At 71.6% G+C, this 20,880-nt stretch carries 21 protein-coding genes; 8 read left to right on the plus strand and 13 right to left on the minus strand.

All coding sequences use genetic code 11. The features are described 5' to 3' along the window. Window positions 1-72: 72 nt before the first annotated feature. Window positions 73-879 carry a PaaX family transcriptional regulator gene (locus tag Vau01_RS06090; protein ID WP_203988166.1) on the plus strand — a complete coding sequence of 269 codons (807 nt, stop codon included), beginning with the start codon at window positions 73-75 and terminating at the stop codon, window positions 877-879. An 11-nt stretch (window positions 880-890) separates the two neighbouring features. Further along, a complete protein-coding gene (locus Vau01_RS06095) occupies window positions 891-1,670 on the plus strand; it encodes an enoyl-CoA hydratase-related protein (RefSeq protein ID WP_203988167.1) in 780 nt (259 codons plus the stop codon). Here Vau01_RS06095 and Vau01_RS06100 read toward each other — a convergent pair. The 7 genes from Vau01_RS06100 to Vau01_RS06130 form a co-directional block, all read right to left on the minus strand. Then, entirely contained in the window at window positions 1,657-2,880 is a 1,224-nt protein-coding gene (locus tag Vau01_RS06100) for a DUF1501 domain-containing protein (RefSeq protein WP_203988168.1), read from the minus strand. The genes Vau01_RS06095 and Vau01_RS06100 overlap by 14 nt on opposite strands. 13 nt (window positions 2,881-2,893) lie before the next feature. Further along, entirely contained in the window at window positions 2,894-4,204 is a 1,311-nt protein-coding gene (locus Vau01_RS06105) for a DUF1800 domain-containing protein (protein WP_203988170.1), read from the minus strand. A 103-nt stretch (window positions 4,205-4,307) separates the two neighbouring features. Next, the gene (locus Vau01_RS06110) at window positions 4,308-4,820 is read right to left on the minus strand and encodes a hypothetical protein (protein ID WP_203988172.1); all 513 of its coding nucleotides are present in this window, start codon (window positions 4,818-4,820) and stop codon (window positions 4,308-4,310) included. A 7-nt stretch (window positions 4,821-4,827) separates the two neighbouring features. Further along, on the minus strand, window positions 4,828-5,400 hold the full coding sequence (locus Vau01_RS06115) for a DNA-3-methyladenine glycosylase I (protein ID WP_203988173.1): 573 nt from the start codon (window positions 5,398-5,400) through the stop codon (window positions 4,828-4,830). A gap of 32 nt (window positions 5,401-5,432) precedes the next feature. Beyond that, complete coding sequence (locus Vau01_RS06120) at window positions 5,433-5,879, minus strand: SRPBCC family protein (protein ID WP_203988609.1); 447 nt, start codon at window positions 5,877-5,879, stop codon at window positions 5,433-5,435. Window positions 5,880-5,932: 53 nt separating this feature from the next. After that, entirely contained in the window at window positions 5,933-6,400 is a 468-nt protein-coding gene (locus Vau01_RS06125) for a DivIVA domain-containing protein (RefSeq protein ID WP_203988175.1), read from the minus strand. Window positions 6,401-6,448: 48 nt separating this feature from the next. After that, entirely contained in the window at window positions 6,449-6,826 is a 378-nt protein-coding gene (locus tag Vau01_RS06130) for an NADH-quinone oxidoreductase subunit A (RefSeq protein ID WP_203988176.1), read from the minus strand. A gap of 37 nt (window positions 6,827-6,863) precedes the next feature. On the opposite strand from Vau01_RS06130, the gene Vau01_RS06135 reads away from it, so the two are divergent. The 4 genes from Vau01_RS06135 (at window position 6,864) to Vau01_RS06150 (ending at window position 11,058) form a co-directional block, all read left to right on the plus strand. After that, entirely contained in the window at window positions 6,864-7,421 is a 558-nt protein-coding gene (locus Vau01_RS06135) for a hypothetical protein (protein ID WP_203988186.1), read from the plus strand. Between the two features lie 2 nt (window positions 7,422-7,423). Continuing rightward, window positions 7,424-8,041, plus strand: a complete 618-nt coding sequence (locus tag Vau01_RS06140; RefSeq protein WP_203988188.1) for a hypothetical protein — start codon at window positions 7,424-7,426, stop codon at window positions 8,039-8,041. Window positions 8,042-8,189: 148 nt separating this feature from the next. Beyond that, window positions 8,190-10,034: a 2-oxoacid:acceptor oxidoreductase subunit alpha gene (locus tag Vau01_RS06145; protein WP_203988190.1), complete on the plus strand. Its 1,845-nt coding sequence runs from the start codon at window positions 8,190-8,192 to the stop codon at window positions 10,032-10,034. Beyond that, the gene (locus tag Vau01_RS06150; RefSeq protein WP_203988192.1) at window positions 10,027-11,058 is read left to right on the plus strand and encodes a 2-oxoacid:ferredoxin oxidoreductase subunit beta; all 1,032 of its coding nucleotides are present in this window, start codon (window positions 10,027-10,029) and stop codon (window positions 11,056-11,058) included. Before Vau01_RS06145 ends, Vau01_RS06150 begins: the two co-directional genes overlap by 8 nt. Here Vau01_RS06150 and Vau01_RS06155 read toward each other — a convergent pair whose 3' ends face one another. From Vau01_RS06155 to Vau01_RS06170, 4 genes are all read right to left on the minus strand, one after another. Beyond that, the gene (locus tag Vau01_RS06155; RefSeq protein WP_203988194.1) at window positions 11,059-12,528 is read right to left on the minus strand and encodes an alkaline phosphatase PhoX; all 1,470 of its coding nucleotides are present in this window, start codon (window positions 12,526-12,528) and stop codon (window positions 11,059-11,061) included. A 39-nt stretch (window positions 12,529-12,567) separates the two neighbouring features. Continuing rightward, complete coding sequence (locus Vau01_RS06160; RefSeq protein ID WP_203988196.1) at window positions 12,568-13,629, minus strand: hypothetical protein; 1,062 nt, start codon at window positions 13,627-13,629, stop codon at window positions 12,568-12,570. A 30-nt stretch (window positions 13,630-13,659) separates the two neighbouring features. Next, the gene (locus Vau01_RS06165; protein ID WP_203988198.1) at window positions 13,660-16,296 is read right to left on the minus strand and encodes an adenylate/guanylate cyclase domain-containing protein; all 2,637 of its coding nucleotides are present in this window, start codon (window positions 16,294-16,296) and stop codon (window positions 13,660-13,662) included. Between the two features lie 159 nt (window positions 16,297-16,455). Then, complete coding sequence (locus Vau01_RS06170; RefSeq protein ID WP_203988200.1) at window positions 16,456-16,680, minus strand: FmdB family zinc ribbon protein; 225 nt, start codon at window positions 16,678-16,680, stop codon at window positions 16,456-16,458. 40 nt (window positions 16,681-16,720) lie between these two features. Here Vau01_RS06170 and Vau01_RS06175 point away from each other — a divergent pair, with 40 nt between their 5' ends. Both Vau01_RS06175 and Vau01_RS06180 read left to right on the plus strand, forming a co-directional pair. Further along, entirely contained in the window at window positions 16,721-17,836 is a 1,116-nt protein-coding gene (locus Vau01_RS06175) for a lytic transglycosylase domain-containing protein (protein ID WP_203988202.1), read from the plus strand. An 84-nt stretch (window positions 17,837-17,920) separates the two neighbouring features. Beyond that, window positions 17,921-18,931 carry a GNAT family N-acetyltransferase gene (locus Vau01_RS06180; RefSeq protein ID WP_203988610.1) on the plus strand — a complete coding sequence of 337 codons (1,011 nt, stop codon included), beginning with the start codon at window positions 17,921-17,923 and terminating at the stop codon, window positions 18,929-18,931. Here Vau01_RS06180 and Vau01_RS06185 read toward each other — a convergent pair. Together Vau01_RS06185 and hemB are read right to left on the minus strand one after the other, a co-directional pair. Beyond that, window positions 18,920-19,873 (minus strand): TIGR03557 family F420-dependent LLM class oxidoreductase, encoded by a 954-nt coding sequence (locus Vau01_RS06185; RefSeq protein ID WP_203988203.1) that lies wholly within the window; start codon window positions 19,871-19,873, stop codon window positions 18,920-18,922. The two genes, Vau01_RS06180 and Vau01_RS06185, sit on opposite strands and share 12 nt — an antisense overlap. Window positions 19,874-19,892: 19 nt before the next feature. Beyond that, window positions 19,893-20,873 carry a porphobilinogen synthase gene (gene hemB, locus Vau01_RS06190; RefSeq protein ID WP_203988204.1) on the minus strand — a complete coding sequence of 327 codons (981 nt, stop codon included), beginning with the start codon at window positions 20,871-20,873 and terminating at the stop codon, window positions 19,893-19,895. Between the last annotated feature and the right edge of the window lie 7 nt (window positions 20,874-20,880).

Raw genomic sequence — 20,880 nt, forward strand, 5'->3', positions numbered from 1 at the left:
ACCCAAACCGACGCGGCTTCGTTGTGACAGTGATATGGCACGTGACCGGCGAAACTGTCACAATGAGCGCCCATGCAGGCACGGTCGGCCCTCTTCGACCTGTACGGCGACTACCTGCGTCCGCGTGGCGGTCGCGCTCCGGTCGCCGCTCTCGTGCGCCTGCTCGCGCCCCTCGGCATTGCCGCCCCAGCAGTGCGAACAGCCGTTTCGCGGATGGTGCGGCAGGGCTGGCTGCACCCGCTGCGGCTCTCGAGCGGACCGGGCTACCTGCTCACCCCGAAGGCCACCCGCCGGCTCGACGACTCCAGTGCCCGCATCTATCGCACCGGCCGGCTGGCCTGGGACGGAAAATTCGATCTGCTGGTCATCGAGGCGCCGACGGCCCGGGCCGAGCGGCAACGGCTCGCCGCGACGCTGGGCTTCCTCGGCTACGGCAGCATCGACGGGGGCACCTGGGTGGCGCCGCGACCGTCCGACGAGGTGGAGCACCTGCTCGACGACGCCGGGATCGGATTCGAGCGGTTCACCGCCGGACACTCCGGCGGCCTGCCCGGCGCCGCCGCACTCGTGCGACGGGCCTGGAACCTCCCCGAGCTCGCGGCCGCCTACGAGCGGTTCGTCCGGGACGCGCGGCAGCTCGTCGAGCACCCGCCGGCCGACGACGAGGCCGCCTACCTGGCCCGGTTCACGCTGGTCCACCGCTGGCGCACGTTCCTCTTCCGCGACCCGCAACTGCCGCCGGTCCTGCTGCCCGACCGGTGGCCCGGCACCACCGCCGCCGGGTTCTTCGACCACCACGCCACGCGCCTGCGGCCACCGGCCGACCGGTTCGTCGACCGCTGCCTCGACAACGCCCAGCGCCCGCCGGTGCCCGCGTAAAAGGAGAGATCATGACATTGCTGGTCGAGAAGGACGGCGCCGTCACCACGTTGACGCTCAACCGGCCCGACGCCCTGAACGCCCTCGACGTCCCGCTGAAGCTCGCGCTCAAGGCCGCCGTCGACGAGATCGCGGCCGACCGCACCTGCCGCGCCGTGGTGCTCACCGGCGCCGGCCGGGCCTTCTGCGTCGGGCAGGACCTGCGCGAACACGTCGCGGCGCTGGACGGGCCCGACCCGTTGTCGACGGTCACCGAGCACTACAACCCGCTGGTGCTCGCGCTCACAGGCCTCGACCGGCCGGTGGTCGCCGCGGTGCGCGGCGTGGCCGCCGGCGCCGGCGCGTCGCTGGCCCTGCTCGCCGACTTCCGGGTCGGCGGGCCGAAGACCGGTTTCCTGATGGCGTTCGCCAACGTCGGCCTGGCCGCCGACTCCGGCGCGAGCTGGACGCTGCCCCGCATCGTCGGCCACGCCAAGGCCACCGAGCTGCTGATGCTGGCCGAGCCGGTCGACGCCGCCGAGTCGCACCGCCTGGGCCTGCTCAGCTACCTGGTCGACGACGACGAAAAGGTGCTGCCCCGAGCACAGGAACTGGCCGCGCGGCTGGCGTCCGGTCCGACCGTCGCCCTTGGACAGATCAAGCGCGAGTTGGCCGCGGCTGCGACGGCGACGCTGGCCGACGCCCTCGCCGTGGAAGCCGAGGCGCAGGCGGCGTGCGGCGGCACACAAGATCACCGCGCCGCGACCACGGCCTTCGTCAACAAGCAACGGCCACAGTTCACAGGAGCCTAGGAACGGTGCCCTTCCAGCCGTCGAGCACCTTGCCCGGATCCGTGTCGAGCACGCCGGCCAGCAGCGACGCGTAGACGTCGCGGAAGTCCGTGGTGAACTTCAGGTCGCCGTCGTCGAGGTCGGTGAGGTTGGGCGGCTCGCCGTACTGGCCGCCGTTGACCGGCGCGCCCAGCAGGAAGACGTCCGACGCCGTGCCGTGGTCGGTGCCGTCGGACGCGTTGGCCCGCACCCGGCGGCCGAACTCCGAGTAGATCGCCACCACCACGCCGCGTCCGCGTTCGGAGCGCGACATCCGGTCGACGAACCCGCCGACCGCCGTATCGAGCTCGGTGAGCAGGTTCTCCTGGGCCTCGCGGCCGTCGGCGTGCAGGTCGAACCCGCCCAGCGACGCCGAGAAGACCCGGGTCGCCACGCCCGCCTCGACGCAGCGGGAGATCACCTCCAGCTGGGCGGCCAGGCCGGTCCGGCCGCCGGTGCCGGTGCCGGGTGAGCCGGTCTGCTCGTCGGGCGCCTCCGGCAGGTCCTGCACCATGCGGTCGACCTGCACCAGGTCGGCGAACGCACGGGCGGCCCGGGCCTGCAGCGGGCTCTCGTCGGTGGCCTTTCCCAGTGCGGTGAGCACCGCCGGCTGGTAGCCCTTCGGCAGCGACGATCCGGTGGTGGTGACGGCCGCACCGGCCCGGGTGGCGCCGGCCAGCACCGGCGGCAGGACCCGCTCGAACGTCACCGCGTGCCGCGGGTCGCCGTCGGGCACCGTGTCGAGCCAGCGGCCGAGCCAGCCGGTGCTACCCGGCCGCGCGGGTTGCCCGGTCTGCCAGATGTCCATCGAGCGGAAGTGGCTCCGGTCGGGCTTCGGGTAGCCGACGTTGCGGACGATCGCGAGGCGGCCGGCGTCGAACTGCTTCTTGAAGTTCTTCAGCGACGGGCTCAGGCCCATCGCGTCGTCGAGCCGCAACACCTGCTCGCCGGTGTAGGAGAGCTCGCCGCGGACCTTCCCGTAGGCGGGATCCGCGTACGGGATCACCGTGGCCAGCCCGTCGTTGCCGCCGTACAGCGTGATCAGCACGAGCGTGCGCGGCCCGCCGATCGGCTTCCACGACGTCGTCTCCAGCAGTTGGCCGAGCGTGTAGGCGCCCGCGCCGGCGGCCAGCGCCGTGCCACCGACGACGCCGCTGGCGACGAGGAACTTCCTGCGGGTCACGAGGTCCATGTCCGGGCTCCCTTCACTGGACCGTGTACTCGGGGCTGGCCAGCGCGAGCGCGAGCATGCGGGCGGGCTGTTCGGTCAGGACCGCCCGGGTGCGGTCGGTGAAGCCGTCGATCGCCAGCAGGTTCGCCAGGGCGTCGGGGCGCTGGGCCGCCGGGACGGCGGCGAGCTTGTCGGTGACTGCCGGTGACGCCTTGGCGGCCAGCAGATCGGCGGCCCGGAGCCGCCACTGGGTGCCGGACGTCGTCAGCCACGCCGTGCCCGCCGGCCAGCCGCCGACGCTGGGCGGGTCGAACGGGATCTGGCCCTGTTCCCGGAGACTGCGCAGCAGTTGCTGCCGCTCGGCCGCCGGCAGTTCGCCCGGTCGCACGCCCAACTGCCGCATCGCGCCGACCGCCCACTCCACCGGCTGCTTCACGAGTTGGCCCCGGGTGCCGGCGAACGCCGCGTCGGTGAACAGCGCCTTGAGCACGGCGGTGATGTTCCGGCCGCTGCCGTAGGCGCCGACGAGCCGCTGGTGGGTGTCGGCGGGAACGGGCGACGGCGACGCGTACCGGTACCAGAGGCGGGCGGTCACGAATTTCGCGGCGGCCTCCTGCCCGAGCAGGATGTCGACGAACTCGTCGGTGCCGAATGCTCCCGCGCGTCCCAGAATGGTCTTCTCGCCGGGGTCGTAGCGCTTGGCGTTGACCACCGCGAGGTTCTTCGACCGGTCGACCGCCCACCCGGTGAGCGCCCGCGCACCGGCCTTGACGTCGGCCTCGGTGTAATTGCCGATGCCGAGCGTGAACAGCTCCATCAGCTCGCGGGCCAGGTTCTCGTTCGGGGCCTTGGCGGTGTTCTTGTGCCCGTCGAGCCACCAGATCAGCGCCGGGTCCTTGACCATCGTGTGCACCAGGACGCCGAAGTCGCCGAGGCCCAGCGCGTGCAGCTTCTGCTGGTGGGCGAGCATCACCTGGGGGAACTGCACCTTCTGCACCGAGGTGGCCCAGTGGCCGTGCCAGAAGAACGTCAGCTTCTCGTGGGCCTGGTGATCCGCCTGCACCATGCGGTCGACCCACCAGCCGGTCAGCGCCGTCACCTGTTCGCGCTGCTGCTTCTGGGCGGCCTGGCGCTGCTCGCGGGTGGCCTCCTTGGGCAGCGCCGCCACCGGATCGGCGGTGGTCGGCGGCGGGGTGCGGGCCGCGCCGGTGTCGGGCGCCGGCGGCGCCAGCAGGGCGTCGACGGTGGCGGTGACGCCGGCCTTCTCGGCCGCGTCCACCTCGTCGGCACGCGGGCCGAACCCGGCCCGGCGGAGCAGATGAGCGAGATCCGAACGGGTCGCCATGCCCCTGACCGTAACGCCGGACGATGACCCGGTTGGGGAAAGCTGCCCGGCACGTACAGTTATGCCGCTTTCGTCGGCATCCTTTCTGTGGACGCTCTGTGGATCAGTCGTCTTCCTCGGGGTCCTGGTTCGCCTCGACGCCCAGCACGAACGCCTGCATGGCCAGCTCGTTGCCGGTGGGGCTGACGAACGCCGGAAGCTCCTGCGGCCCCAACTCGTACACGTACGACCAGAACAGGCGGGCCGCCTCGGCCGGGCTCGCCGCCTCGATCGGCATGTCGATGCTCACCAGCCAGGTGCGCTTCGGCCCGTCGGTGCGCAGGTACGGGTCGACGACGCCGGCCGACGCCTCGAACACCGACGGCTCCAGCGGATGGACGCCGGGCCCGTCCAGCTTGAGGTCGCCGACGGGCAGCGGCTCGTCGAGCAGCCGGTGCGTGTAGCGCACCTCCCCCGCCGTGCGGACCCGCCCGATCCCGAAAAGCTCGGACCCGGCGATCAGCAGCACGACGTCGCCGGCCTCGGGGCCGGGAGAAGGCAACGGCAGGGATTCGTTCGCGAACAGCCGCTCCTCGTCGAGCCGTTCGGCCGGGAACACCACCGCCCAATGCGCCATCCGTACATCACATCACGGGAACGTGGCAGCCCAGGAGGTGGTCGTCGACCATGCCCATCGACTGCATCAGCGCGTACGACGTGGTGGGCCCGACGAACCGGAACCCGCGCTTTTTCAGGTCTTTGGCCATCGCCTTCGACTCGGGGGTGACCGCCGGAATGTCGGCGAACGAGGCGACCCGGGCCGCCCGCGGCGACGGCGCGAACGACCACAGCAGGTCGCTCAGCGGCACGGGCAGGTCGGCCAGCACCCGGGCGTTGTGGATCGTCGCCTCGATCTTCTGCCGGTTGCGCACGATGCCGGTATCGGCCAGCAGCCGCTCGATGTCGGCCTCGCCGAACTCGGCCACGGCTACCGGGTCGAACCCCGCGAACGCGGCCCGGAAGTTCTCCCGCTTGCGCAGGATCGTGATCCACGCCAGCCCGGACTGGAACGCCTCCAGGCTGATCTTCTCGAAGAGCCGCCCGTCGTCGCGGACCGGACGGCCCCACTCGTCGTCGTGGTAGGCCATGTACAGGTCTGACGAGCTGCCCCATCCGCACCGGGCCAGCCCGTCTGAACCCACCACCAGATCGCTCACCCGAGAAAGATAGCCACGGGGTACGACAGGAACTACGGCAGCCGGCCGGCCTCCACGAGCTTGGCGAACCGCTTCAGCGCCGTCGTCAGGCTGACCTTCGAGCCCGGCCACACCAGCGGCCAGGCCACCTTGCCGGCGGTGCCGCCGGGCAGGTGGAACCACTCGTGCCAGACCACCTGGGTGCGGCCCCGGTCCATCGGCGTGCAGCGCAGCACGCCCGGCCCCCGCAGCACCTTGCCGTAGTGGACGACCCGCACCGTACGTGGCGGGTCGAGCTTGACGACCTTCATCTCGTCGCGGAGCACCGCGGGACCGACCCGGGTGACCGCTTCGATCTCCGAGCCCTCGCCACCGTCGCCGGAGACGATGCGCACCCGGGTGAACGGAATCCACTCGCCCTGCCGCTCCCAGGCGACGAACGCCTGGTAGACCCGCTCGGCCGGGGCGTTGACGATCACCGTCGCGGTGACCTCACCCATTCCCGGGCTGGCGGCATCGCCGAGCCCGGGCGCGGGTTGTGACCCGTCCGAGGTCACGAGCGTTCACCGACCGTGGAATCCTCTTTTTTCGTCAGGTCGACCGGCTCGGGCGTCTCGTCCTCGGCCGGCTCCTCCGCGGCCTCGGCGACCCGCTTGTCCGCCTCGCCCAGCGCGGCCAGGCGGGCCTTCTGCAGTTCGTCGGCGTCGTCCTGGCGCCCCTCGCGCAGCGCCGCCACCTCGGCCTCCAGCACCGCGACCAGTTCCGTCTTGTATCCGACGTCGTACGCGGCCCGGCGCAACGCGGAGTCGACCTGCGACATCCGGTAGCCGCGCAGGCCCGTGTCGAAACGCAGCGCCTGGAAGTCCTGCTCGGCCAGCGGCCGGTGCCCCGGCAACGGGACCGAGGATCCCTCGGGAACGTCGGCGGCCAGGCCCGGATCGGAGCCGGTGACCAGCACCGCGACCCCGAATGCGACCGCGCCGACCACGAGTGCGCCGAGGAGGACGTACAGCAACGTCATGTCCCGATCGTGGCACGAAGACGTTCCGGGTGTGAAACCGACCACCCATCAGGTCCAGCGGAGTACGCCCTTGCGCCACGCGTACAGCAGACCCAGCGCGAGGACCGCCACGAAGATCGCCATCTCGACGATCGCGGCCGTGCCGAACCCGGGCCGGTCGAAGACCACCGCCCACGGGAACAGGAACACGCTCTCGACCGCGAACAGCGCATAGAGGAACGCGTACACGTAGTACCTGATCTGCGCCTGCGCCCAGTCGCCGCCGACCGGGTCGAGCCCGCACTCGTACGTGTCGAACTTGCCCGGACCCACTGTCGGCCGGTTCGGCCGCAGTACCCGGTTCGCCGTGAACGCACCGACGAACACCACCACGGCACCCAGGAGGGTGAGTCCGAGCGTCGCGTACGACCCCAGGTAACCCGTCACGCTCGCAGCGTACCGACCCGACGGTTATCGTGCCCCCATGGCAAGAGGGCGGCTTGTGGCCGCCGTCGTGGGCGGGCTGATCGCGATCCTTTCGGCCGCGGTTTCGATCAACCCCGATCCGGGACGCGCCGCGCCCGCGCCCGATCCCGATCCGACCGTCAGCACGAGCCCGTCCGACCCGCCGCCTCCGCCGCCGGCGGTCGCCGTCACGGCCGAGGACCTCCCGATCGGCGCCGGCTACTGGCAGGGCGCGGCGGAGACGTACCGGCTCACCGCGCGGGTCCGCAACACCGGCATCCCGCCGGTGACCGCGACCACCCGGGTGACGCTGCCGCCCGGTGTCACGCTGGTGCGCTCGGCGGCGCCCGGGTGCGATGCCGACGGCCTGTCGGTGGTCTGCCCGATCGCGCCGCGGGCCACCGTCACGATCACGGTCGACGTGACGGTCGCGCCGGGCCTGTGGCGCGACCCGCCCACCGGAACGGTGCAGGTGCGCGCGGCCACCGGTACCGGACCGGACGACCGGACGGCCACCGACGCGACGACGTTCGGCCTCGACTTTCCACCCGGCCCGCCGACCCGGACATCGACCTGAGTGTGAGCGACCCGTTCCTCCCCGCCGACCCGGTGGACCCGAACGCGGCCACCGAGACCTCGCGGCTGGAGGTGCGCCTGGCGAACACCGGACCGGTGCAGGCCGACGGGACCCTCGACGTGGTGACGCCGCCCGGTGTGGAGGTGGCGACCGTGCCGGCGGAGTGCGTCACCCGGGTCCGGATATCGGCCGAACGGGAGCGCTGCCAGGTCGGCCGGGTGCCCGCCGGCCAGCGGCTGACGCTGACGTTCGCCCTGGTGGTGACGCATGCGGCCCGCGCCGAGGCGCCACTGTTGGGCAGCGTCCACGGAACTCTGACCCCGGCCGGGCAGGACCCGGCGGAGCGGCAGGCGTCCTACTCGGTCCTCGTCTACGGGCGTCCCGACGACCGGGCCGGAACCACCGATCAGGGTGACCCCGCCGTCACCGTGGCCGAATCCGCGCCGGCCGGCGGTCCGAACCCCGACCGCGTCGGGTCAAGAATCGGTCAACCTTTGTCGGTGCTCCCGGTCCTGGTGTCGATCGTCGGGGTGTTCACGACGGTTGCGGCGATGGTGATCCTGCCCATGCGCCGCCGCTGGGAGGAGCCGACCACGGGGGTCCCCGATTCCGCGATCTAGCTCATACGCGGCACTCTCGGTTGTGCCCGCCGACGTACGCTGGCAGTGAATCACTGACGCGGGGCCGGCACCGCCGCCGATACCCCGAATCCCGCCGCGCCGGCCCTCGACCACCCCCCGGGTGTCGGCATGAGGAGGTCTACGTCCCGTGACCAAACAGGTCCGCCAGTTGGATCATGTCGTCATCCGGTTCGCTGGCGACTCAGGCGACGGTATGCAGCTCACCGGCGATCGGTTCACGTCGGAAACGGCCCAACTGGGTAATGACATCTCCACCCTGCCGAACTTCCCCGCGGAGATTCGCGCACCCGCCGGCACGCTGCCCGGGGTGTCGAGCTTCCAGGTCCACTTTGCGAACTTCGATATCTTGACGCCCGGTGACTCCCCGAACGTCCTCGTGGCGATGAACCCCGCCGCGCTCAAGGCCAATTTGCCCGATCTTCCGCGTGGTGCGGAAATCATCGTCAACACCGACGAGTTCACCAAGCGGAACCTCACCAAGGTCGGCTACGCGAGCAACCCGATCGACGACGGTTCGCTCAGCGGATACACGGTGCACCCGGTCGGGCTCACGAGCATGACCGTCAAGGCGCTGGAAGACCACGAGATCTCCAAGAAGGACGCCGAGCGGGCGAAGAACATGTTCGCGCTCGGGCTGCTCTCCTGGATGTACTCCCGGCCGTACGAGTCGACGCTCGACTTCCTCGACCGCAAGTTCGCCTCGAAGCCCAAGCTCGCCAGGGCCAACGCCACCGCGTTCAAGGCCGGTTGGAACTTCGGCGAGACCACCGAGGACTTCGCGGTGCGGTACGAGGTCAAGCCGGCCAAGATGCCGCCCGGCCACTACCGCAACATCACCGGCAACATGGCGCTCGCGCTGGGCCTGGTCGCGGCCGGCGTGCGGTCGAAGCTGCCGGTGTTCCTCGGCGCGTACCCGATCACGCCAGCGTCCGACATCCTGCACGAGCTGTCGAAGCACAAGCGGTTCGGCGTCACCACCGTGCAGGCCGAAGACGAGATCGCCGCGATCGGTGCGGCGCTCGGCGCCTCGTACGGCGGCGCCCTCGGCGTCACCACCACGTCGGGGCCGGGAGTGGCACTCAAGGGCGAGACGATCTCGCTCGCGGTCGCGCTCGAACTGCCGCTGGTGATCGTCGACGTGCAGCGGGCCGGCCCGTCGACCGGCCTGCCCACCAAGACCGAGCAGGCCGACCTCAACATGGCGCTGTTCGGCCGGCACGGCGAGGCGCCGGTCGCGGTGGTGGCGCCGAACTCGCCGTCCGACTGCTTCCACGCCGCGATCGAGGCCGCCCGCATCGCGCTGACCCACCGCACGCCGGTGATCCTGCTCTCCGACGGGTACATCGCCAACGGTTCCGAGCCGTGGCGGTTGCCGGAGGTCGCCGAGCTGCCCGACCTGCGGGTCGAGTTCGCCACCGAGCCGAACGGCGACGACGGCAGGTTCCTGCCGTACCTGCGCGACCCGGAGACGATGGCCCGGCCGTGGGCCGTGCCGGGCACACCGGGGCTGGAGCACCGCATCGGCGGGCTGGAGAAGGCCGACAAGACCGGCGACATCTCGTACGACCCGGCCAACCACGACTTCATGGTGCGCACCCGGGCCGCCCGCATCGAGGCGATCGAGGTGCCCGACCTGGAGGTCGACGACCCGTCGAACGAGGCCGAGGTGCTCGTCCTCGGGTGGGGGTCGACGTACGGGCCGATCGGCGCGGCCTGCCGCTCGCTGCGGGCCCGCGGCGTGAACATCGCGCAGGCGCACCTGCGGCACCTGGCGCCGATGCCGAAGAACACGGGCGACGTGCTGCGCCGGTACGACCGGGTGGTGATCCCGGAGATGAACCTGGGCCAGTTGGCCCACGTCATCCGGGGGAGGTTCCTGGTCGACGCGCTTGGCTACAACCAGGTGCGCGGCCTGCCGTTCACCGCGGCCGAGCTCGAGACCATGCTGGAAGAGGTCGTGAAGAATGCCTGAGATCCCGCTCAAGCTCTCCATGAAGGACTTCAAGTCCGACCAGGAGGTGCGCTGGTGCCCGGGCTGCGGCGACTACGCGATCCTGGCCGCGGTGCAGTCGTTCATGCCGGAACTACAGATTCCGCGCGAGAACATCGTGTTCGTCAGCGGCATTGGCTGCTCGTCGCGGTTCCCGTACTACATGAACACGTACGGCATGCACTCGATCCACGGCCGGGCGCCGGCGATCGCCACCGGCCTGTCGGTGTCGCGTCCCGACCTGAGCGTGTGGGTGGTCACCGGTGACGGCGACGCGTTGTCGATCGGCGGCAACCACCTGATCCACGCGCTGCGGCGCAACGTCAACCTCAAGATCCTGCTGTTCAACAACAAGATCTACGGGTTGACCAAGGGCCAGTACTCGCCCACGTCCGAGATCGGGAAGGTCACGAAGTCGACGCCGGTCGGCTCGGCCGACTCGCCGTTCAACCCGATCTCGCTGGCGCTGGGCGCCGAGGCCACGTTCGTCGCCCGCACGCTCGACACCGACCGCAAGCACCTGCAGTCGGTGCTGCGGGCGGCGGCCGAGCACGAGGGTTCCGCGTTCGTCGAGATCTACCAGAACTGCAACATCTTCAACGACAACGCGTTCGACACGTTGAAGGAGCCGGCGACCCGCGACGACTACACGATCCGGCTCGAGCACGGGCAGCCGCTCACGTTCGGCGTCGAGAAGCAGTGGTCGGTGATCAACCCGCCCGGCGGCTTCGGCCTGCGGGTGGTGCCCACCGAGTCGGTCGACGCCGGCGAGATCGTCGTGCACGACGAGACGGTCGACGAGCCCGCGTACGCGTTCGCCCTCTCCCGCCTGCCCGGCGAAGACCTGCGCAACACGCCGATCGGCGTCTTCCGCAAGGTGGCCCGCAGCTCGTACGACACCATCGTCCGCGAGCAGTTGGACACGGCGAGGTCGAAGATGGCCGGCGACCCCGAGACAGAGCTGGCTGCCCTGCTCGGGGGCGGCGACACCTGGACGATCCTGTAGCTAAACGCCGATCTTGCGCCAGTCGCCCCAGATGGCGAACGTCATCCCGCGGCTGGCCTGGATGTTCACGAACAGGGTGTGGCCGTCGGGCGAGAACGTGGAGCCGGCGAACTCGTCGTTGAACCGCGGCGCGTTGCCGGGCAGCGAACTCACCAATCGGTTCAGCGCGATGTCGAACAGGTCGCCGTCGGGCGTGAGGCCGCGCAGGTAGTTGTCGTTGGTGTTGTCCTCGCAGACCACCAGCGTGCCGCGCGGGCTCGTGGTGACGTTGTCGGGGAAGTCGAGCACGTCCGCCCCGGGTGACTCGTAGACGAGGCTCAGCGTGCGCGAGCGGGTGTGGTAGGCCCACACCTGCCCGTGCCCGTTGCCGTAGCCGTCGGCGATCGGGCCCAGCGACGTCTCCGCCGGGCCGCCGCCCTGCGTCGAGGTGAAGTAGACCGTGCCCCGGTCGTAGATCGTGCCTTCCAGCCGGGAGAAGTAGGCCGCGCCCTGCGCCCAGCCCTGCCGCGACACGTAGGTGAGCGCCGTGTCGTTCGGCGTCGTCGCCGGGGTTCCGGGCGTGTACGGGAACGTCGGCGCCGGGTCGTCGATGTCGACCCACTCCACCTGGTACCGCGCGCCGCGCTGCTGGGTGATCGACAGGTCGAGGTTGTTCCGACGCTTGATCTTGAGCATCTGCAGCCGGCCCTGGTTGTCGAGGCGGCCGGTGCGCATCGGGTTGCGCCGGGGCACGTACCGGTAGAAGCCGGACGGCCAACCGAAGTTGTCCTCGCTCAGGTACAGCGCGCCCTCGTGCGGGTCGAACGCCACCGACTCGTGCGCGAACCGGCCGGCCCGGGTGACCGGCTCCCGCTCCGACCTCCCGCTGACGGGCACCTCGAAGACGAACCCGTGCCGCTGGGTCAGCGCGACGTTCGACCCGCCGGTGAAGTCGGGGCCGACGTCGGGCCCGTTGACGGTCTCCTCGCAGGTCATCCACGATCCCCACGGCATCGGGCCGCCGGAGCAGTTCATCTGGGTGCCGTTGAGGCTGGTGAAGCCGCGGACCACCTGGCCGTAGCGGGTCACCTCGACCGTGGTCGTGCCGCCCGGTCCCATCGGGTCGTACGGCGTCCCCGGGCCGAACGCCGCCGTGGCGCCGTTGATCTCGTGGTTGCGGACCAGGATGAAGTTGCCGCGCGGGCCGCGGAAAGCGGCCATGCCGTCGTGACGGCCGGGCAGCGCGGTGCCGTCGTCGAGCGTCACCGGGGCTTCGGTGTCGTGGAAGGAGCGGTATTTGAAGCCGGGCGGCAGCCAGAGCCGCACGGTGCCGTCGCGTTCGTCCGGGATCGGGCCGAGGGGTGGACGCTCGACCGGCGGCCGGCCGTGTGCGTCGGCCCGCGCGGCGAAACCGGCGAACGGGCCGGCCACCAGCGCGCCGCCCGCGGCGACCGCTCCACGGAGGACACTTCGTCTTTGAAGATCGACCATGAGTACTCCCATGTCAGAGTTCCGTCGATCCTCGGAGACTCAGTCGCCCTCGCGCAATGCTCCGTTCACCTCGGATTCACCTTCGAGGGCGGGCTCAAGGGGTGCCGGCTGCTCCGGCTGCGCCGGCTCGGCCTGGCGGGCGACGGCGGGTGCCGGCGTCGCCGGCTCTGCCTGTCGGGCGCTGACGGGTGCCGGCTGCGCCGGCTCGGGCAGGCGGGCGCCGACGACCACGGCCGCCGCCGCCCCCAGCAGGATCACCGCGGCCACGGCCAGCGGCATCAGCAGCGGCTGGGCGAACGCCGTCCACAGCGGGATCTGCGGGCTGCTCAACTGCGCGTGGCCGGCCACCAGCCGGATCAGCGTCAGCAGCAGCAACGGCAGCATGCCCACGACCGACGCCAGCACGAGCCACCGCGCGGCGCGCTTCCCGAAGGGGCCGAGGTGGCCGAACCGGCGGGTCGCCCGCAGCCCGATCAGCCAGCCGGCGACGGCCGAGAGCAGGCCGCCCAGCGCGCCGCCCGCGGTCACCGCGATGGGTGCGAGCCGCACGATCTCCAGCCGGGCCTCGTCGCCGGGGCCGGCCAGGTAACGCACCCGCCAGTCGCCCTTGTCGGCCACGAACATCAGCCCGTCGACCCGCTCGGCCCGGTCGGACGACGACCGGCGGGACGGGTCGCTCTTCGCGTCGGGGCCGTCGCCGGCCCAGGTCTTGTCGACCGCCCACCCGGCGGTGTCGAGCCGGACCCGCACGTCCTTCGCCAGCCACGGGAACGACGCCGAGGCCGGATCGGCCGGCAGGACGAACCGCACGTAGCCCGGACCGTAGGTGCCGTCGGGGTCGTAGCCGAAGAACTCGTCGCGCCGTTCCGGCTCGGGCACCGGCCCGTTGATCGCCAGGCGGGCGATCGCCTCCGCCTCGGCGTCGGTGGGCAGGGCACCGGCGGTGCGCCAGCCCAGCCACTGCCCGACCGATCCACCGGCCAGGCCGAGGAGAACGGCGACGAACAACGCCACCAGGATCGGCCGCCAGTTCACGGAACGGACCCGAGTCACCAGGGACCGCGGGCGCGCCGCCCACCGGGTGCGGAGGTCCAGAGGCACGATGCCACCCTAGCGGTGCCCGCCCAACGGTCAGGCAGTGGTAAACCGTGCGGAGCTCATGGCCAGGTCGGGATGCTCGACGGCCAGCGCCACCGCGGCCGCCTTCTCGATGGTCAACGCGCTACCGGCGGCGTAGGCCGAGTCGAACACCGCGTCACCGAGCACCCCGCGCACCGCCGCCTCGTGCTCGACCCAGTACGGACCGAGGATGCCGCTGCTCGTCTTCAACCGGGCGCGCGCCGCCTGGGCCGCCCCGAACAGGCGGGCCGCGAGCAGCGGCTCACCGCCCAGCGAGCACCGCACCGCCATCGCGCCGAGGGTCTCGCCGGCCCGGGACAGGAACCCGTTCACCACCCGTGACCGCAGCGCCACCACCAGGTGCTCGTGGGCGGCCACGAGGTCACGCCGCTTCAGCGCGACGAGGCCGAGGATCATGTCGACGGTGCGCCGGCCACGCTCCACCGGCCGGCCGGCCTCCAGCGGGCGGGCGTTGGCCAGCAGGGTGGCCGCCGCGTCCAGGTCGCTGCGCAGCCAGAGCAGTTCGGCGAGGGTGTAGACGGCGAACAACGCGTCGCCGGCGACCCCCTCGCGGGTGGCCAGGGAGATGGTGTCGCGGCAGACCCGTTCGGCGGCGTCGATCCGGCCGACGTCGAGCAGCGGCGCTCCCCGCCCGGAGAGGATGCGCACCAGCAGCGCGGGGTCGTCGGCCCGGTACGCGGCGTCCTCGGCGCGCCGGGAGAACTCCATTTCCTCGGCGTACTCGCCGTCGACGCCGGCCAGCACGGAGTGCACGTGGTAGGCGCCGGCCAGTTCGGCGTCCGGCACCGACTCGCCCGATCCGACGACCCGGTCGTAGAGCAGCCGCAGCCACCGCCGGCCCTCCCGGGCCAGCCCGCGTTCGCGCCACCACTGGTCGAGCGCGCCGGCGATGCTCAGCCCGGCCCGGGCGCTGCCCTCGCTCGCCGTCCAGCGCAGGGCGGCCCGGAGTTCGTCGGCGATCGGGTCGAGCGCGCGCAGCGACAGCGTCACCGGCCGGCCGTCGGCGTCGAGGTACGCCTGCCGGGCGGCCAGCCGGCACCAGGCGACGTGCCGGTTGCGGGCGATCCGCTCCTCACCGGCCTGCTCCAGCCGCCGCCCCGCGTACGACCGGATCGGGTCGAGCATCCGGAATCCGGCTCCGTCGGCCTGCAGCAGCGACTTGTCGACGAGCGTGGTCACCGGTCCGACCGGGTCGGCGCCGAGCACCATCTCGACCGTGGCCAGGTCGACCGGCCCCGCGAACACCGACAGCCAGCGCAGGAGGCGGGCCGCGGCCGCGGGGAGCGTGCGGTAGGACCAGTCGACGGTGGTGTCCATCGTGCGGTGCCGGGCCGGCACGGACGCGGCGGAGACACCGGCGTCGGTGACGGCGAGCACGTCGTGTACCCGGGCGGCCAGTTGCGCCGCCGAGAACACCCTCAGCCGGGCGGCGGCCAGTTCCAGGGCGAGCGGCAGCCCGTCCATCGCGGCCGCCACGCGGGCCAGGTCGGCCAGTTCCGACGCGGCGACCGGCCGGCCGCCCCGGGCCGCCTCCGCGCGCCGGATCAGCAGCGTCACCGCGTCGCCCGGCCGTTTCCACCCGACCGGTTGCAGACCCAGCGGCGGGATCCGCCAGATCAGCTCGCCCAGCAGACCGAGCGGTTCGCGGCTGGTGGCGAGCACGGTGACGCCCGGCCCGCGGGCGAGCAGCCGGCCGATCAGTGCCGCCACCGCCGCCGGGAACGCGTCACAGGTGTCGAGCACGAGCAGCAGCCGCTGGCCGGTGATGTGGTCGGCGAGCGTGTCGAGCACCGGCCGGCCCGGTTCCGGCCGCAGGCCCAGCGCGTCGGCCAGGCAGACCTCGACCAGGTCGGCGTCGGCCGCGGTCGCGAAGTCGGCGAACCACACGCCGTCGGGATAGTCGGCCACGAGACCGGCCGCGAGCTCCACCGCGAGCCGGGTCTTTCCGGCGCCGCCGGGCCCGAGCACCACGACCAGGCGCTGGCGTTCGAGCAGCGCGCGGAGATCGCGCTGCTCGGCGCCGCGGCCGATGAAATCGGTGACGGGGACGGGCAGATTGTGCGCGACCGCGGCCACGCCCCGGGGACGCGGGAACTCGCGCGCCAACCCGGGCGCGACGACCTGGTAGAGGCGCTCCCGGTCGTCGAAGCCGCGCAGGCGGTGCAGCCCGAGGTCGGCGAATGTCACGCCGGGCAGCCGGACCGCGCCGACGACGGCGGCCGAGCAGAGGACCTGTCCGCCGTGGGCGGCCGAGGCGATCCGGGAGGCCCGGTGGACCACGGGCGTCGCGTACTCGCCGTGGTAGGGCTCGGCCGGGCCGGTGTGCAGGCCCATCCGCACCCGCGGCGGGTGACCGCCGGGCCACTCCCGCGCCAGCAGGTCGCGCTGGGCCTGTACGCAGGCGGCGAGGGCGGCGGCCGCGTCGCGGAACGCGTAGAACAGCGAGTCGCCCTCGACCGACACGCGCGCGCCGCCGGCGCCCGCGAACGCCACGCCCAGCACGTCGCGATGGTCGGCAAGCATGCTGCGGTACTGCGCACCGAGCATGCGGGCCAACCGGGTTGAGCCTTCGATGTCGGTGAACAGGAACGTCACCAGCCCGCTGGGCAGGTGCATCGCTACCGACACCAGAACCTCCGCCTTCCGTGCCAGGCGCGCGATCATCGTGCCGTACCGGTCGCGTCGCCGTGCATCGGACGTTCAGGCAGCGGACGCAACGTGGAAACGAGGGTCGCGGCACGCGCGATGTCGACCGTTCGGTTGCGGTTGCCGAACGTCAGGCCGGCTTCAGCCGCAGCCGCACCCGCCGCCGCAGCAACCGCCGCCACCGCCGCCGCCCGGTGCGGGCAGCGCCGATCCGCCGCCGCGGCCGGTGAGCGCGATCGTCGACAGCAGCTTCACCGTGTCGTCGTGGCCGGCGGGGCACGGCGCGGGCGCGTTCGCCTCGCTCATCGTGCGGTTGAGCTCGAAGGTGTCACCGCACGCGCGGCAGCGATAGTCGTAACGGGGCATGGCATACAGGGTAGGCCGCCGCATCGGTAATACTCGACGGGTGGCGAGCATCGACCGGCCCCCGCTGATCCGCCCGTCCGCGCCCAAACAGCGTGTTGGGGAGGGCGCGCCTGTCAGCCTGGTCAAAAATTCGATCCCGAAGGTCAGCCTGGTCCGGCGTACGCCGGTAAATCTGACTAAAAAGGTGAGTCTCACAAAACGGACCCAGCGGGAAAAAGACCTGTGGACGCCGAGCCGGCCACCGGTGCGCTCGCACCGCCGGTCGCGGCTCGCGCCGACCCGCGTGTTCACCGCCGTCGGCAGCGGCGCCGCCCGGAGCGGCCGGGCCACCAAGGCCTGGGCCCGCCGTCCGGCCGGCCGGATGGTGCTGCCCGGCCTGATGATGGCGCTCCTGGTCGCGGTCGCGTTCGCGGGCGGCGCCTGGCTGCCGCAGGTGACCGGCAACGAACCGGTCATCACGGAGCCGTCCGACGACGGCTCGGTGCCGTCCGAGGGCGCCGAGCTGCCCGGCCAGGCGCCGGCGGACGGCAAGGACCCAGGGCTGCCCGACGACGACTCGTCGGCCGTTCCGCCCGGCCAGCAGAACGCCGCCGACACGCTGGCGGCCTGGGCCGCGCCGCTCGCGGTGCGCACCAACATCCCGCTGGTGGCACTGGAGGCGTACGCGTCGGCCGAGCTGACCGTCGCGCAGAGTAACCCCGGCTGCAACCTGCGCTGGACGACGCTCGCCGGAATCGGCCGCAACGAGTCGAATCACGGGCAGCTCGGCAACGCCACGCTGAACAACGACGGCAAGTCGAGCCCGCCGATCTACGGTCCGGCGCTCGACGGAACGAACAACAACAAGGCCATCCAGGACACCGACGACGGCGTGCTCGACGGCGACGAGGTGTGGGATCGGGCGATCGGCCCGATGCAGTTCATCCCGTCGACGTGGAAAAAGTGGTCGGTCGACGCCGACGGCAACGGGGTGGCCGACCCGCACGACATCGACGACGCCGCGCTCGCCTCGGCGAACTACCTGTGCTCCGGTGGCCGGAACCTCGCCACAGCTCAGGGCTGGAAAGCGGCCATCCTGGCATACAACAACGTCGAAGTTTATGCGACCAATGTGTTCAACGCGGCGAACGACTACGGGATCAAGAGCCGGGCCTGACGGAGATCATGATCGACCGACACCGTAAGTTGTCTGGTCGTGACTCTTCCGCGATCGGCCGACGATCGGCAAGCTGTACGGGTGATGGTTCAGGAGTGGGGTCCCGCAACAGCGCCTGAATCCGAGGTGGCCGCGGTGATCGACCTGCTCAATGCCGCTGGCGACGTCGACGTTCCGGATGATCCGCGATGGCAGGTCGACGGTTACCGAGAGTATCTGTGTTGCACGATGCCCGGCGAGCGGCGGGCGTGCTGGATCGCGCCCGACCCGCTCGACGACCGGCTGCTCGGCCAGGCCAACGTCCTGCTGATGGACGACATCGGTGTCATCGATCTGATCGTCCACCCCGATGCCCGCGGCCAGGGGATCGGCAGCGCCCTGCTGCTGGCCGTGGCCCGGCGCGCCCACGACGAGGGCATCCCGTCGCTCGGCGTCGAGGCGATCGGCGACACGCCGTCGATCGCGTTCTACGAGCGGCACGGCTTCCGCTGGGCGTACGCGGAGATCCGCAACGTGCTCGACCTGGCGTCGGTCGACTGGCTGAAGCTCGGCGGGATGGCCCAGGGCATCGGGGCGGGCTACCGGGTCGAGTACTACCCGGGCGGCCCGCCCGAGCATTTGTTCGCGGCGTACGCGGCCGCCAAGGAGTCGGTCCGCGACGACGGCGACGGCGACCTCGACCTGCGGCCGAGCTCCTATGATCCGGAGCGGCTGCGGGCCAGCCTGGCCACGCTGAACGGGCGCGGGCTCAAGCCGTACATCGTGCTCGCGGTCCACGAGTCCAGCGGCGACGTCGCCGGGCTCACCGAGGTGGTGGTGCCCCGGCAGCGGCCCGGCCGGGCCGACCAGTACGACACGATCGTCGTGCCGGAGCACCGCGGCAACGGCATCGGCCGGGCGATCAAGGCGCGCATGCTGTTCGAGCTGCGGGCCGCCGAGCCGAAGCTCGCCGAGGTGCAGACGTGGCACGCGCTGGAGAAGGACCCGATGCTCAAGGTCAACGCCGACCTGGGTTTCCAGCCCGACCGCGAGTGGCGCGAGTACGAGGCCGACGTGCCCGACCTCCTGCGCAAGCTCGGCCCGTCACTTGCCTAGCTTCGGCAGTACCTCGCGCTTGTAGAGGTCGAAGAGCTCGCGGTAGTTCGGCCCGGAGTTCGCCACGTAGACCTCGTCGAAGCCGGCGTCGGTGTACGTGCCGATCATCTCCAGGTGCGGCTGGGCGTCGGGGCCGCACACGAACGACTCCTTCACCATGTCCGGGGTCACCAGTTGGGCGGCCTGCTCGAAGTGCCGCGGCGACGGCAGCACCTGCGACAGCTCGCCCGGCACCCCGGAGTTGGGCCACTTCTCATAGGCGATGCGCGCACCCTCGTCCACCGAACGCGCGAACGCGGCCTTGAACCCGCCCTGCACGACCTTGCCGCCGCCGCCGTTGTCGCGGAACCGCTTCACGTGGTCGGCATTCGGCTGGACGCTGACGAACCCGTCAGCGATCCGGGCGGCCAGGTCGATCGCCTTCGGCCCGAACCCGGAGACGTAGACCTTCGGCGGCTCGGCCGGCAGCGTGTAGATGCGGGCGTTCTCGACCACGTAGTGCTCGCCGTCGTGGTCGACGAACCCGCCGTCCCACAACTCGCGCATCAGCGCGACGGCCTCTTCCAGCATCGCCAGGCGCACGCCCGCGCGCGGCCACGCGTCACCGAAGATGTGCTCGTTGAGCGCCTCGCCGGTGCCGACGCCGAGGACGAACCGGCCCTCGTGCAGCACCGCGCTCGTCGCGGCGGCCTGCGCGATGATCGCCGGGTGGATGCGCATGATCGGTGCCGTGACGGCCGTGGTGACGGGCAACCGCGTCACCTGGCTCAGCGCGCCGATCATCGACCAGACGAACGGGCTCTGCCCCTGCGCGTCGACCCACGGGTGGAAGTGGTCGGAGATCCACAGGCCCTCGAACCCGGCCTCCTCGGCCAGCTTCGCCTGGTCGATCAGCTCCGCCGGGGTGTACTCCTCGCTGGACAGGAAATATCCGATACGCATACCGGATCACCTACCCGGCTCAGCGGCGGCTAACCAGCCCCGCCGCCTCGACGGCCCAGTAGGTGAGGACGATGTCGGCGCCCGCCCGGCGGATCGAGGTAAGCGTCTCGAGGATGGCGCGCTCGCGGTCGATCAGGCCGTTGGCGGCGGCCACCTCGATCATCGAGTACTCGCCCGAGATCTGGTACGCAGCCACCGGCACGTCGACCGCCGCCCGCACGTCGGAGATCACGTCGAGGTACGGCAGGGCCGGCTTGACCATCACGATGTCGGCGCCCTCGGCGAGGTCGAGCAGCGTCTCCCTGATCGCCTCCCGGCCGTTCGCGCCGTCCTGCTGATAGGTCATCCGGTCGCCCTGCAGCGACGACTCGACCGCCTGGCGGAACGGGCCGAAGAACGTCGACGCGTACTTCGCCGTGTAGGCGAGGATCGAGACGTCCTGGAAGCCCTCGTTGTCGAGCGCCGTCCGAACCGCGCCGACCTGGCCGTCCATCATTCCGCTGGTGCCCAGCATGTGGGCGCCGGCGCGGGCCTGCGCCACCGCCATGTCGCCGTACACCGCGAGCGTCGCGTCGTTGTCGACCGACCCGTCGGGTGCGAGCACTCCGCAGTGGCCGTGCGAGGTGAACTCGTCGAGGCACAGGTCGCTCATCACGACCGTCGCGTCGCCGACCTCGGCGATCACGTCGCGGAGCGCGACGTTCAGGATCCCGTCCGGGTCGCAGCCGCCCGAACCGACCTCGTCCTTGGACGTCGGCACGCCGAAGAGCATCAGCCCGCCGACACCGGCCTGCACCGCCTCGACGACGGCCTTGCGCAGCGAGTCACGCGAGTGCTGGACGACGCCCGGCATCGACGCGATCGGCCGGGGCTCGGTGAGCCCTTCCTTGACGAACATCGGCAGCACGAGCTGCGCCGGGTGGATCCGGGTCTCGGCGACCAACCGGCGCATCGGCGCGGACGTACGCAACCGCCGCGGGCGAACCTGCGGAAAAGACATCGATGAA

The organism is Virgisporangium aurantiacum (assembly GCF_016863635.1).
In the GTDB taxonomy this organism is placed as follows: domain Bacteria; phylum Actinomycetota; class Actinomycetes; order Mycobacteriales; family Micromonosporaceae; genus Virgisporangium; species Virgisporangium aurantiacum.